This is a genomic window from Streptomyces sp. NPDC088553, from assembly GCF_044752965.1.
Taxonomy (GTDB): domain Bacteria; phylum Actinomycetota; class Actinomycetes; order Streptomycetales; family Streptomycetaceae; genus Streptomyces.
The window spans coordinates 555475-568217 of the sequence record NZ_JBIVMG010000001.1 but is presented as its reverse complement, the minus strand read 5'-3'; the positions used below and the strand labels follow the sequence as shown (position 1 = coordinate 568217).

Sequence of the window (12743 nt, the reverse complement as noted above, 5' to 3'; positions counted from 1 at the left end):
TTTCAGGGGGTGCCGGCTCACCGGGGGTGGTGAGGCCGGCCGAAGAGGAGGTCGTAGCCCGGTGGGAGCTGCAGGAGTATCCGGGAGGTCAGTTCCTCGCCGGCCGCGTCGGCGGCGACACTGAGGACGGCGCTGACGTCCCAGGCGGCTGTCCGTTCGGTGGCTCCTTCGATCCAGGCGGCCGTCGCGCGTACGAAGCGTTCCGGCGAGAGGGGCTCGGTGGCCTGGAGCGGGTTGAGGAGCACCAGGGCGAAGGTCTCCGGCAGGCGGGCGGCGAGTGCGGCCCGCACGTCACCGACCAGGTGCGCGCCGAGCAACGCCAGCACGGTGCGGGCGGCGCGTTCGGCCTCCTGCGGCGAGCTGTAGTCGCCGCGCTCCTGGATCTTGTCGAGGAACGTCTGCCAACGCAGTCTCATGACGACCCCCTTGCGCATGCGTGAATGCGTGAATGCGGGGAGCGGAGGACGGGGGAGGGGGAAATGCTTCCGCCCTCCGCTCCTGGTCTCTCCTACGGTTCAGCCGCTGATCTGCCTGCGGTCGTCGCCCCGGCCGATGGCGATCTTGCGGGGCTTGGCGCGCTCGGCGATCGGGATGCGCAGCGTGAGCACGCCTGCCTCGTAGTCGGCCGTGATCTTCTCGGTGTCGAGGGTGTCGGCCAGCATCAGCTGCCGGGAGAAGACGCCGAGGGGCCGCTCGGACAGTTCCATCTGGACGTCGTCGGCCTTCGCGACGGGGCGGCGCTCAGCCTTGACCGTCAGCATGTTCCGCTCGACGTCGATGTCGATCGCGTCCGGCGCGACGCCGGGCAGGTCGAGGGCGATGACGTAGACGTCACCTTCGCGGTAGGCGTCCATCGGCACCGCGGAAGGCCGTGACCAGGTGCCGGCCGCGCCCAGCATCTGCTGGGTGAGGCGGTCGAGCTCGCGGAACGGGTCGGTGCGCATCAACATCGCGAAACACCTCCAGTGGGATCAGGCAGTGACTGCCAATGCGCTTCATCTGTCACCGTTGTAGCATGTCATCCGAACGACGACAAGTTGAATGTCAACGGATGGACGACATGATGAAGAGGGTGTGATCCTGTGACAGGAGCCGACCAACCGGTCACCTTTCCCGCGGCGCTTGCCGCCCTGGCCACGATCGACGAAGCGGTACGAGCAGCCCGGTCCGCGACCACCCCCGACACGACACCTCACGGCTCCTCGGAGGAAGCACTCGCCGCCCTCCTGCTCCTGCGTGAGCTGCGCGAACAGCTCGCGGCATGGGAGCCCCGCTTCATTGAGGCCGCCCGCGACGCCGGCGCCAGCTGGGGCGACCTCGCCCACCCCCTCGGCGTCACCAGCCGACAGGCCGCCGAACGCCGCTACCTCCGCGTACGCCCCGGCAACCCCGGAACCACCGGAGAACAACGCGTCCAGACCATCCGCGACCGCCGCGCCGCCGACCGCACCATCAAGGCCTGGGCCCGATCGAACGCCGCCGACCTGCGGCAGCTCGCCGGACAGATCTCCGCCCTGGACGCCCTGCCCTCGGACACACAGGCCGACCTCTCCGCGGCCCTCGCGCACAGCGACCCCACCCAGCTCCTCGAACCACTCGCACGCACCCACCCCCACCTCACCCCCCACCCCGACCTGGCCAAGCGCGTCGACAACCTGACCCGCCGCACCGAAGACCTCCGCGACGAGAGCGACCAGCGTCGCGCCCACACGCCCGAGCCGGAATAGGGACCGGCCCAAATCCAGACCGTCGCCGACGACTTCACCGGGGTCACAGACCCCCGCCCCGCCCGGACAGCGCACTGGGCGGCAGGCGGCGCCCCCTTTCGGCCCGTCCCGCCCGGGCGGGCGGGCGGCGCGGACCGTCTGGCAGCTCCGCGCGGATGCTCAGGACGGGAGTGGCGTCGTTCCTCAGGGAGTTGTGACGCGGCCGTAGGCGGTTCCGGCGTCGAGGACGGCGCAGACACCGGAGGCGGCGCCGACCTCGGCCGTCTTCACATCACGGTTCTCGGAGGCGTCGGCGGGCAGGATCTCGACGGTGGTGTCGGCGCGCTCGGCTGCGCGCCCCGGACGCGGTGTGACTGCCTGTCGTCCGCGAACGGGCTGGTGGCAGACTGTCCGGCGATCTGCCGAAGGAGCACCTCGTGTCGATGATTCACCGCCTGCGCAGCGCCGTCCGTCGCACGTACCGGCGTGCCGTGGACCTCAGTCACCCGGCGCGCTCGCCGCTCGGCAGCACGGTGGTCAACTGCGTCGTCTACCGCGACGGAGTGCGGCAGGACGGGGTCCGGTCGGCCGAGGAGGCCGTGCGGCGCGTGCGCAAGTCGGGTGACGGGTTCGTGTGGATCGGTCTGCACGAACCGGAGGAGAAGGAGTTCGCGGGGCTGGCCGAGCTGTTCGGGCTGCACCCGCTCGCGGTGGAGGACGCTGTCCACGCCCACCAGCGGCCGAAGCTGGAGCAGTACGACGACGTGCTGTTCGCCGTCTTCAAGACGGTGTGTTACGTGGAGCACGAGGAGCTCACCGCATCGAGCGAGGTGGTGGACACGGGCGAGTTGATGGCCTTCACCGGACCCGACTTCGTCATCACGATCCGCCACGGGGGGCATGGTTCGCTCGGCCCGCTCCGCGAGGCCCTGGAATCGGAGCCGGAGCAGCTGGCCAAGGGGCCCTCCGCGGTGCTGCACGCGATCGCGGACCATGTCGTCGACGACTACCTCGCCGTCGCCGAGGCCGTACAGGACGATCTGGACGCGATCGAGACCGCGGTCTTCTCCGAGCAGGGTCACCGGAGTGACGTCGGCCGGATCTACCAGCTCAAGCGCGAGCTCCTCGAACTCAAGCGGGCAGTGGCGCCGCTGGGCCGTCCGCTCCAGCGCCTCGCGGCCGAACCGTTGCCGATGGTCGCGGCGGAGATACGCGCGTACTTCCGTGACGTGACGGACCACCTGGCGCGCGTCACCGAGCAGGTCGCCTCGTACGACACGCTCCTCGACTCGATCCTCCAGGCCCACCTCGCGCAGGTGACCGTCGCGCAGAACGAGGACATGCGCAAGATCACCGCCTGGGCCGCCATCATCGCGGTCCCGACCATGGTCTGCGGCGTCTACGGCATGAACTTCGACCACATGCCCGAGCTGCGCTGGACCTACGGCTACCCCGTGGTCCTCGGCGTCATGGCCGTCGCCTGCTTCGTCATCCACCGCGGCTTCCGCCGCAACGGCTGGCTCTGACCTCGCCCGACGTGAGCCACGCCCAGCCCTCGGCCGCCGTGCCGGCCATGGCCGTACCCGGCACCACCGTGCCGGTCACCGCTGCCAGTGCGGTCGCGGTGACCAGTCGGCAGGGACCGACGGAAGCAAAGGGCTATTTTCCGCCCCCCCTCGCAGGGGTCCGGATTCCCGCCGCGTCGACGTGTTCCGGGCGCCGAAGGGAGCCGGCGCGTCCGGCCGGTCTCGACCCGTCATCCGGAAGCGACGTGCCGCATCAGGTCGGCCGCGACGCTCAGGGCGATCGTGGCGGGTTCCTTGCCGGCGATCTCGGCGATGCCGATCGGGGTCTTGATCCGGTCGATGGCGGCGGCGTCATGGCCGCCCTCGGTGGCCAGCCGCCGCCGGAACCGCGTCCATTTGGCGGCCGAGCCGATCAGCCCGATCGAGCCGAGACCGCTGGTGCGCAACGCGGCGTCGCACAGCGCGGCGTCCTCGGCGTGATCATGGGTCATGATCAGGACATGGGTGCCGGCCGGCAACTCCGTGAGTACCTCCTCGGGAAGCAGCGGTGTGTGGTGCACGTGGATCTGTGCCACGGCGTCCGCGAGCACACCGAGCCGTCCGTCGGTGAGCATGTCGGCACGGCTGTCGGTCAGGTGCAGGTCGAGGTCGTGGCGGGCCAGGATGCGTGCCAGCTCAAGGCCGACGTGCCCGACACCGAAGACCGCCACGGCCTGAACCACCGGCAGCGGTTCGAGCAGTACGGTGACGGCCCCGCCACAGCACTGCACGCCGTGCGGGCCCGTGACCTTGTCGTTGAGGGCGAACTCCATCAGCTCCGCTTCCGGATCGGGCGTGCCGATCAGCTCGCGGGCCCGATCGATCGCGACGGCCTCGATGTTGCCGCCGCCGATCGAACCCCAGGCCTCCGTCCGTCCCACGACGAGCTTGGCACCGGCCCGACGCGGCGCGTGCCCGCGCACGGCCGCGACGGTCGCGAGCACGCCGGGTTCCCGGCGGGCCCGCAGCCGCGCGACCGCGGTGACCCAGGTCATGTCAGGCATGGCTCGTGGAGCCCGCGTCGATGCGGAGCGCGTCGCCGTCGCGAGCGTGGTCCGCGTCTCGCGCGGCGCCGCCGGCGCGGGCCGCCTCGATCGCCCAGTACACCGCTTCCGGCGTGGCGGGGGAGGCGAGTTCCACGCTGACTCCGGCGGGCCCGAACGCCGCGGCGGCATGGCGCAGCGCCTCGCGCACCGAGAACGCCAGCATCAGCGGAGGCTCGCCCACGGCCTTGGAGCCGTAGACCGCGCCCTCCTCGGTGGCGTTCTCCAGCAGCCGTACGTGGAACTCCTCGGGCATCTCGGAGAAGCTCGGCAGCTTGTATGTACTCGCCGCCCGGGTCAGCAGCCGCCCGCGGTTCGGTCCGTCACCGGTGTCCCAGCGCAGGTCCTCGAGCGTCAGCCACCCCGCGCCCTGGACGAAACCCCCTTCGACCTGACCGATGTCGATCAAAGGGGAGAGGCTGTCGCCGACGTCGTGCACGATGTCCACCCGCCGGATGCGGTACGCACCGGTGAAGCCGTCCACCTCCACCTCGGCGGCGGCGGCGCCGTAGGAGAAGTACTTGAACGGTGAGCCCTGGAAGGCCTTGGCGTCCCAGTGCAGGCCTTCGGTCCGGTAGAAACCGGCCGCCGACAACTGCACCCGCTGGAAGTACGCGGTGCGCACCAGGTCGTCCCAGGCCAGTTCCCCGTCGTGGCCCAGGGCGCGCGCGACGCCCTCGACGATGCGTACGTCCGAGGCGCTCACACCCAGCTGGGTGGCCGCCACCTGCGACAACCGCCCGCGCAACTGCTCGCAGGCGTTCTTCACCGCCGCGCCGTTCAGGTCCGCTCCGGCACTGGCGGCCGTGGCGGAGGTGTTCGGCACCTTGTCCGTGCGCGTCGGGGCCAGCCGCACCTTGTGCAGCGGGATGCCCAGCGTGGTCGCGGCCACCTGCAGCATCTTGGTGTGCAGGCCCTGCCCCATCTCGGTGCCGCCGTGGTTGATCAGGACCGAGCCGTCCTTGTAGATCAGCACCAGCGCGCCGCCCTGGTTGAAGGCGGTGAGGTTGAACGAGATGCCGAACTTGATCCCGGTGAGGGCGAGCCCCCGCTTGGTGTGCGGGTGCGCGGCGTTGAAGGCCGCGATCTCGCGCTTTCGATCGGCGAGGGCGGCGTCGTCCCGCACCTGCCGCCAGACGGTCGAGATCCGGTCGGCGTGCGTCACAGGCTGCCCGTACGGCGTCGTCTGGCCCTGGCCCGGCCGGTAGAAGTTGCGCTCGCGCAGCTCCATCGGGTCCAGGCCGAGCAGCGGCGCGCACCGGCCCATGATGTCCTCGATGACCAGCATGCCCTGCGGTCCGCCGAAGCCGCGGAACGCGGTGTTGGAGACCTTGTTGGTCCTGGCGACGCGGCCGGCGACGCGGGCGTGGGGAATCCAGTAGGTGTTGTCGATGTGGCAGAGCGCGCGGGCGACCACCGGTTCGGACAGGTCCAGGCTCCAGCCGCCGTCGGCGGTCAGGGTGGCGTCCAGGGCCTGAATGCGGCCGTCGCCGTCGAAGCCGATCTTCCACTCGGCGTGGAACCCGTGGCGCTTGCCGGACATGGTCAGGTCCTGGGTCCTGTTGAGCCGTACGCGGACCGGCCGGCCGGTCAGCCTGGCGCCGAGCGCGGCGACGGCCGCGAAGCCGTGCGGCTGCATCTCCTTGCCGCCGAAGCCGCCGCCCATCCGCAGGCACTGCACGGTCACCTCGTGGCTGTGCAGGCCGAGGACGTGCGCGACGATCTCCTGCGTCTCCGAAGGATGCTGGGTACTGCTCTGGACGAACATCTGCCCGTTCTCGTCGACGAGGGCCAGCGCCGTGTGCGTCTCGAGATAGAAGTGTTCCTGGTCGGAGAACTGGAACTCGCCCGTGAACACGTGCGCGGAGTCGGCGAAGCCGGCGTCGACGTCGCCGGTCCGCATCACGGGGCGGGCGCCGTGGAAGCTCCCGGCCTCGATCGCGTCGCGCAGCGCGATCAGGGAGGGCCGCTCCTCGAGTTCCACCTCGACGGCCGCCGCACCGAGCCGCGCCGCCTCCAGGGTCTCGCCGAGCACCCAGGCGACCGCGTGGCCGTGGAACATGACCTCGTCGGGGAAGAGCGGCTCGTCGTGCTTCATCCCGGCGTCGTTGACGCCGGGCACGTCGGCACCGGTCAGCACGCGGACCACACCGGGTACGGCGAGCGCGGGCCCGGTGTGCAGCGCGATGATCCTGCCGTGCGCCTTCACGGCCTGGACCGGGTAGGCGTGCAGGACGTCCTTGGTGCGGTGGACCAGGTCGTCGGTGTAGAGCGCGGCGCCCGTGACGTGCAGGTGGGCACTCTCGTGCGGCATCGAAAGGCCGACGACGGGCTTTTCGGGACGCTCGGACAACTGACTCATGACGACACCGCCTCGGTGGTTCGCGCGTGCAGCTTCAGCAGGCTCTGGCCGAGCATCGCGGCGCGGTAGCCGGCGCTGGCGCGGTGATCGTCCATGGGGGTGCCCTGGGCCCGCAGCACCCGGGCCGCGGCCTCGACGGTCCCGGTCGTCCAGGGCTCGCCCTCCAGGGCAGCCTCCGCGGCGAGGGCGCGGAGCGGGGTGGCGGCCACGCCGCCCAGGCCGATGCGCGCCTTGCGGACGATCCCGCCCTCGATGTCGAGCGCGAAGGCGACGGCCACGCTGGAGATGTCGTCGAAGCGCCGCTTGGCGATCTTGTGGAAGGCCGCGACCGGTGCCAGCGGCAGCGGGACGCGGACCGCGCGGATCAGCTCACCGGGACGGCGCACGCTCTGCCGGTAGCCCGTGAAGTAGTCGGAGAGGGGCACCTCGCGCTCGCCGTCGGCGTCGGCGAGCACCACCGACGCCTCGAGCGCGAGGAGTACCGGCGGACTGTCTCCGATGGGGGAACCGGTCCCCAGATTGCCGCCGAGCGTCGCGCTGTTGCGGATGAGCCGCGACGCGAACTGCGGGAACAGCTCAGCAAGCAAGGGGACTTCGCCGTCGAGACGGCGTTCGATCTCGGTGAGGGTCAGCCCCGCCCCGATCTCGACATGGTCGGATGCGACGCGCAGCTCCCGCAGTTCGGGCAGCCGGTCGACGGCGACCACACAGTTCGCCCGGCGGGAGGCGATGTTGACCTCCACGCCCCAGTCCGTGGAACCGGCGACCACGACCGCGTCGGGCCGCTCACGCAGCACCCGCAGCGTCTCGGCCAGGGTGCCCCTGCGCAGGAACACGCTGTCGTCCTGGGTGTACGCGGTGGCCACCGGCTCGGGCGGGGGCAGCTCGCGACGCCGCGCGAGGGGGTCCTCCCCGGAGGGCGTACCGACGGCGAACGCGGCATCGCGAATGGGGCGGTAGCCGGTGCAGCGGCACAGGTTTCCGCTCAGCGCGTGCAGATCGAAACCGTTCGGACCGTGCTCGGGATCGCCGCTGCCGGCCGGGTCCGGGTGCGCGCAGCGGCTCGGCCGGTAGTACTCGGCGGCCATGCTGCAGACGAATCCCGGTGTGCAGTAACCGCATTGGGAGCCGCCGCGGACGGCCATCTCCTCCTGCACCGGGTGCAGCGTGGCCGGCGCGCCGGCCACGCCGGCGGTGGCGAGCCCCTCGGAGGTGACGACCTCCTGACCGTCGAGCGAGGCGACCGGGACCAGGCAGGCGTTGACCGCCACCCAATCCGTGGGCTTGTCCGTCCCGGGACGGGCCACGAGGACCGAGCAGGCTCCGCACTCGCCCTCGGCGCAGCCCTCCTTGGTGCCGGTGAGGCCACGCTCGCGCAGAAAGTCCAGCACCGTGGTGTGGGGCGCGGCCGGTGAGATCGGTGCTTCTTCGCCGTTGACCGTGACGGTGGTCGCGGGCCGCGCCGCTACCACGGAACGTCCCCGTTCGGGTGCGCGGTTGTCGTGACTATCCAAGTCGCCATTTCAGGAGCTTTCTCTCTCGGTGGCGGCGGCTCGATGACCCGGAGCGCGCCACGCAGGCACGCGACGGCGTGTCTCAGGCGGTGACAGACATGCGAAAGTGCCGGGGCCGCGATGGGCACGCCGGAAGGGGGCTGTTCAGCAGCCGTGTGCTATCAGACCCGGAGTCCAGGCGGTCTGGTGGGGGAGGCGGGACGGTTCGGAGATGTTCGACATCCGACGTCGCCTCCTTCCCGTGACTCGCGGTGACTCGGTGCGCCCGAACCTACGGTGCCGGGGTTCGCCGGTCAACCCCCCTCCTGCGGCCTGCCGAGGATGTGGCGTGCCACGGCGCGCGGCATGGAGTTGTTGACCGGACCAGCGGGCGACACGCCGGGAGCGAGTACATCCCCCGCGTGGCCTGGGGCCGTTGCGCATCCGAACGATCAAGGAGCATCCCCGCCGACGGACGGCCTCAACCGGTCGGCCTCGGCATGACCGTCTTCACCGACGCACCACCGTCTCAACTGGATGAAGGAGACCCCCGGCCACAAAGCTGATCACCCTGCATCACCGGCCCGCCCCAGGCGGCGCCGCTCTCATCCTGGGGCTGTCCGACGGATCTCCTGACCGAGAAATGACCATGTGGACCGCGGCACATCCTGCTAACGTCTGCGCCATGAAGCGCGCTGCCATGACGACGACGCCGGAGAGTGTCCCGGCGCGCTGACAGATGATCTGATCCGAAGCCCCGGGGCGAGTGCCCCGGGGCTTCGGCGTAGGCCCGGTCACTTGCTCCGCAACCAGCGAGGAGACCGCGATGACCGCCGTGCACGACCACCGCAAGATCGGCCGTGAACTGGGCCTGTTCGACACCGATCCGCTGATCGGCGCCGGCCTGCCGTACTGGCTGCCCGACGGCGCGGCCGTGAGGCACACCCTGGAGGAGTACATCCGTGCCGCCGAGCGGCGGGCCGGCTACCAGCACGTGTACTCACCGGTACTCGGCAAGCGGGAGCTGTACGAGATCTCAGGGCACTGGGCGCACTACAGCGACGACATGTTCCCCCCGATGGACCTCGGCGGAGAACAGGTCGTCCTGCGGCCGAGCCTGTGCCCCCATCACGCCGTGATCTACCGATCCCGCTCCCACAGCTACCGCGAACTGCCCCTACGGATGGCCGAACTGGGCGGCATGTACCGCTCCGAACTCTCGGGCGTGCTCGGCGGACTGACCCGTGTGCGGGCCATCCAGCTCAACGACGCACACATCTTCTGCACCCTGGACCAGGTCGCCGAGGAGGCGCAGGCAGCCCTGGAGATGATCCGCCAGGCGTACGAGGCACTCGGCATCACCCCGACCCGTTACCGGCTCTCCCTGCCGGGGCCCGGTGGCAAGTACGTTGCCGCACCCGAGAAATGGCAGCGGTCCACCGCCCTGCTGACCGACGTCCTCGACCGCTCCGGCCTGCCCTACGAGGCAGCCGAGGGAGAGGCCGCGTTCTACGGTCCCAAGATCGACGTCCAGGTCACCGACGGCTCCGGCCGGGAATCCACCCTGTCCACCGTCCAGGTCGACTTCCACCAGCCCGAGCAGTTCGACCTGCACTACATCGGCGCGGACGGCGCCAAACACCGCCCGGTCATGGTCCACCGCAGCATCATCGGCAGTGTGGAGCGAGCAGTCGCCCATCTCATCGAACAGCACGGCGGTGCCTTCCCCGCCTGGCTCGCCCCCACTCAGCTGGTCATTCTCCCGATCTCCGACGCCGAACTGCCGAACGCCGCAACCCTTGCCCAACGCTGCACCCGTCTGGGACTGCGTGCCCAGATCGCGGGACCGGACCGCGGCAGCCTGGGCGCCCGAATCCGAGGGGCCCGCCTGGTTCCCTACCAAGCCGTCATCGGCGCCAAGGAGGCCGTTGACGATCACGTCGCACTGCGCTTGCGTGACGGACGCCGACTCGACCCGCAGCCGGTCAGTGACGTACTGACCCGCATCAGCGCTCTCATCGGGGATCACAGCAACGAACTGTGGACCGACCCGGCCTCATAGCAGGCGCCGCGAACACGGTGGGCCGACCGCCCTTACCGCCGCTGCGGTGGCGGTTGGTCCACTCGTTTCTCGTGCGGCTCCACGGCTGCTTCTCCTCGCCTCCGGCCGCCTCCCCCCAGTCCGGAAAGGAGAGGCGGCCCGGGGGCATGGCGAGGCGGCAGCACGCGTCCCGGCTCGTGTACTCGGACGGGACCGATCTCGACAACGCCGGGGCGGCCACCCCGATCGCATGAGGAGCCGGCTCTGCGAGCGCCCCGACCGCCCGCAGCGCGCGGTCCCGCCCCTGGGCCGCCCGCTCGCCGTGGACGAGAACACCAGCACGTTCGTCCCGTACCGGGTGGCCGAGGGCCGGGCCTGAGACCTCGACCGCAGACGGTGGCTTCAGACGGGCGTCATCAGACAGGCGGCTTCAGACGGGCGGCATCAGATCGCTCTCGCTGATCGTGTACGTCAGCAGGGGATAGACGAAGTCCGTCTCCTGGTTCTCACGGCGCCTCAGTCCGTAGAACGCGCGACTCTGCTCCTCGTCGGCCGGCACAAGACGTGCACCCTGCGGGAGGTACGCCGCTCCGTCGCGAAACCGGACCAGGGTCTTCGACGTTCGGAAGGTCACGCCCAACCACTGGTTGTCCGCCGCCGGGACGGGCTTCTCCAGCACGATCTTGTGCCGCAGCCGCCGATTCGCTTCGACGGAGAAGACGGCGACACTGTGGTGGGCGAGCGGGACCTCGAACGTCTCGCCGGCGAACTCCTTCGATTCGAAGACCAGTTTCCTCGGCGGGCCCGCTTCGGGGTGCTGGTAGCAGGAGTAGACGGCGATGAACGATGAGTCGGCCAGATCGAGAGCCTGGTCGGAATGGCTGCCCATGGTGGTGTAGGCGTTCGTATAGGTCTCGATCAGAGCGTTGTTGAAGCCGACCGGGAGCGCCGCGGCCTCTTGGATCTGCCGCGCCAGCCGTTCGTGCACCGCCCGGAAGCGCTGCGCCGGGCTGCCGTACCGCGTCGTCGTCCGTACGAGAGGCACGCCATGCGCTTCGTCGGCCCGGGTGAGCGTGGCGCCCCGCCGGCCTTTCCCCACGTCTTCCAGGAGAGCCGACGCGGACAGCTCCGCGAAGAGATTCTCTTCGCTCGGCACAGCGCACAGGAGGACCTCGTCCGAGATCCTAGACGCGGGGGGCAAGGTAGTCCCCCGAGTTCATGCTGAAGGGAAACCTGTCGCCGTAGTCGATGAAGGACGAGGTCCTGTTCTCCTCGGCGTACAGCCTGCGCAGCTCGTTCATCCCGTCCTCGGTGGGTGGCTCCATCCTCACCAGGTCTCCGGCCACGTCGAGGAACGTCTGGCCGTCCTGGTGAACGGCTTCGGTGCTCGAACAGCGCACGACGTATCCCAGGCGTGTCGGGAGCGACGAGGCGTCCAACGCCGAGGGCCGGATCTCGTGCGTGTACAGCCGGTTGGTGGACAGCGGCATGAAGAAGACGGAGCCGGGATACAGGGTCACGGCGAACTGCGGGGGGAGCGCGAGCGCGACCCCGTCGCGATCCTCGGTCTGTTCCTTGAGGCGGAAGTGGAGCCGGGTCAGTCCGCTGACGCCCTTCACCCCCTGGTCGAAGGGGTCTTCGGTCAGGGGTTCCAGCTTGTCGAGCCCGTCATAGAACGTGCAGAAGGCCATGACGCCGTTGACGGGCATGTCCTTGGTCTTGTCGGCATGGGCCGAGATCTTGGCCTTGGACTGCTTGCGCTCGGGCGTGGCAAGGGTGTTGTGGTAGATCTGCGCGAGGACGTGATTGAGCGGTGCGTGGTCCCGGAAGACGGCGGTGGCCTCGCGGTTCAGAGCACCGACGATGTCGGTGTCGGTCGGGCCGAAGTTCTCGGTCGGCCCGGAGAGATTCGTGGAGCACCGGAGCAGGTGGAATCGCAGGGCGTCGCCGTCCTGGGTGACGGGCGTCAGATAGATGCCGCTTCGATGGGCCGTTCCGGGCTTGGTGGACTCCGTCAGGGACTGGAAGGCGTGCTCCGCACCGATCCGTCCGAAGTGATCGGCGTCGAGGTCGAAGAACCTGCGGTAGTACACGCCGGCGCCCTCGACGCGGATCGGTACGCGGCCGAGGTCGACGAGGGGCCAGGGCGAGCCGACGTTCCCCTGGTAACCGTGCGACAGCTCCCGGATGACGAACACCCGCTGCGCCGTCCGCAGTTGGCGCTCGCTGATCCCGGATACGTCGCCGCACAAGTAGACGGTCCTCCCCGCGAGGCCGGGCGAACCGGAGGCAAGGTCCTCCAGCGTGATCGTGGACCCGCAGAAGTCCCTGATCACGTCATGGTCGCGCAATGCCGAAGGCGCGACCAGGAGGTTACTCGCATCCTCGATGCGGGCTTCTGTCAGCTCTGTCGTGTACGTCACACCGTGCCCGCCTTTCGAACTCTGCTGTGAACGTCCGGACGGTACTGCGTTGTCCACGGCGGCCACAACGGGGTTCCGCTGCGCGGCGACGGCAGGGCGCCCGATCGTGA

At 70.0% G+C, this 12743-nt stretch carries 10 protein-coding genes and 1 pseudogene; 4 read left to right on the top strand and 7 right to left on the bottom strand.

Translation table 11 applies throughout. The features are described 5' to 3' along the window. Positions 1 to 17 precede the first annotated feature (17 nt). Both ACIP8Z_RS02620 and ACIP8Z_RS02615 read right to left on the bottom strand, forming a co-directional pair. The gene (locus ACIP8Z_RS02620; protein ID WP_402077773.1) at positions 18 to 416 is read right to left on the bottom strand and encodes a DUF2267 domain-containing protein; all 399 of its coding nucleotides are present in this window, start codon (positions 414 to 416) and stop codon (positions 18 to 20) included. 99 nt (positions 417 to 515) lie between these two features. After that, positions 516 to 950: an Hsp20/alpha crystallin family protein gene (locus tag ACIP8Z_RS02615; RefSeq protein ID WP_402077771.1), complete on the bottom strand. Its 435-nt coding sequence runs from the start codon at positions 948 to 950 to the stop codon at positions 516 to 518. Between the two features lie 132 nt (positions 951 to 1082). Between ACIP8Z_RS02615 and ACIP8Z_RS02610 the strand changes: the two genes are divergently transcribed. Together ACIP8Z_RS02610 and corA are read left to right on the top strand one after the other, a co-directional pair. Next, positions 1083 to 1727, top strand: a complete 645-nt coding sequence (locus ACIP8Z_RS02610) for a type III effector protein (protein WP_402077768.1) — start codon at positions 1083 to 1085, stop codon at positions 1725 to 1727. Between the two features lie 422 nt (positions 1728 to 2149). Continuing rightward, positions 2150 to 3232 carry a magnesium/cobalt transporter CorA gene (corA, locus tag ACIP8Z_RS02605; protein WP_402078882.1) on the top strand — a complete coding sequence of 361 codons (1083 nt, stop codon included), beginning with the start codon at positions 2150 to 2152 and terminating at the stop codon, positions 3230 to 3232. 230 nt (positions 3233 to 3462) lie between these two features. Here corA and xdhC read toward each other — a convergent pair whose 3' ends face one another. The 3 genes from xdhC to ACIP8Z_RS02590 are packed head-to-tail and all read right to left on the bottom strand — an operon-like array spanning position 3463 to position 8148. After that, positions 3463 to 4266, bottom strand: coding sequence for a xanthine dehydrogenase accessory protein XdhC (xdhC, locus tag ACIP8Z_RS02600; RefSeq protein WP_402077765.1), 804 nt, complete (start codon positions 4264 to 4266; stop codon positions 3463 to 3465). 1 nt (position 4267) lies between these two features. Beyond that, positions 4268 to 6676 carry a xanthine dehydrogenase molybdopterin binding subunit gene (gene xdhB, locus ACIP8Z_RS02595; RefSeq protein ID WP_402077763.1) on the bottom strand — a complete coding sequence of 803 codons (2409 nt, stop codon included), beginning with the start codon at positions 6674 to 6676 and terminating at the stop codon, positions 4268 to 4270. Then, positions 6673 to 8148, bottom strand: coding sequence for a xanthine dehydrogenase small subunit (locus ACIP8Z_RS02590; protein WP_402077761.1), 1476 nt, complete (start codon positions 8146 to 8148; stop codon positions 6673 to 6675). The genes xdhB and ACIP8Z_RS02590 overlap by 4 nt, the downstream gene beginning before the upstream one ends. Positions 8149 to 9004: 856 nt before the next feature. On the opposite strand from ACIP8Z_RS02590, the gene thrS reads away from it, so the two are divergent. Beyond that, positions 9005 to 10231, top strand: a complete 1227-nt coding sequence (thrS, locus tag ACIP8Z_RS02585; protein ID WP_402078879.1) for a threonine--tRNA ligase — start codon at positions 9005 to 9007, stop codon at positions 10229 to 10231. A 158-nt stretch (positions 10232 to 10389) separates the two neighbouring features. Further along, positions 10390 to 10589, top strand: a pseudogene (locus ACIP8Z_RS02580) (short-chain fatty acyl-CoA regulator family protein); the annotation flags it as partial. Between the two features lie 51 nt (positions 10590 to 10640). On the opposite strand, the gene ACIP8Z_RS02575 reads toward ACIP8Z_RS02580, so the two are convergent. Together ACIP8Z_RS02575 and ACIP8Z_RS02570 are read right to left on the bottom strand one after the other, a co-directional pair. Continuing rightward, on the bottom strand, positions 10641 to 11411 hold the full coding sequence (locus ACIP8Z_RS02575) for an alpha-ketoglutarate-dependent dioxygenase AlkB (protein WP_402077759.1): 771 nt from the start codon (positions 11409 to 11411) through the stop codon (positions 10641 to 10643). After that, a complete protein-coding gene (locus ACIP8Z_RS02570) occupies positions 11395 to 12633 on the bottom strand; it encodes a hypothetical protein (protein ID WP_402077756.1) in 1239 nt (412 codons plus the stop codon). The genes ACIP8Z_RS02575 and ACIP8Z_RS02570 overlap by 17 nt, the downstream gene beginning before the upstream one ends. Positions 12634 to 12743: the final 110 nt, after the last annotated feature.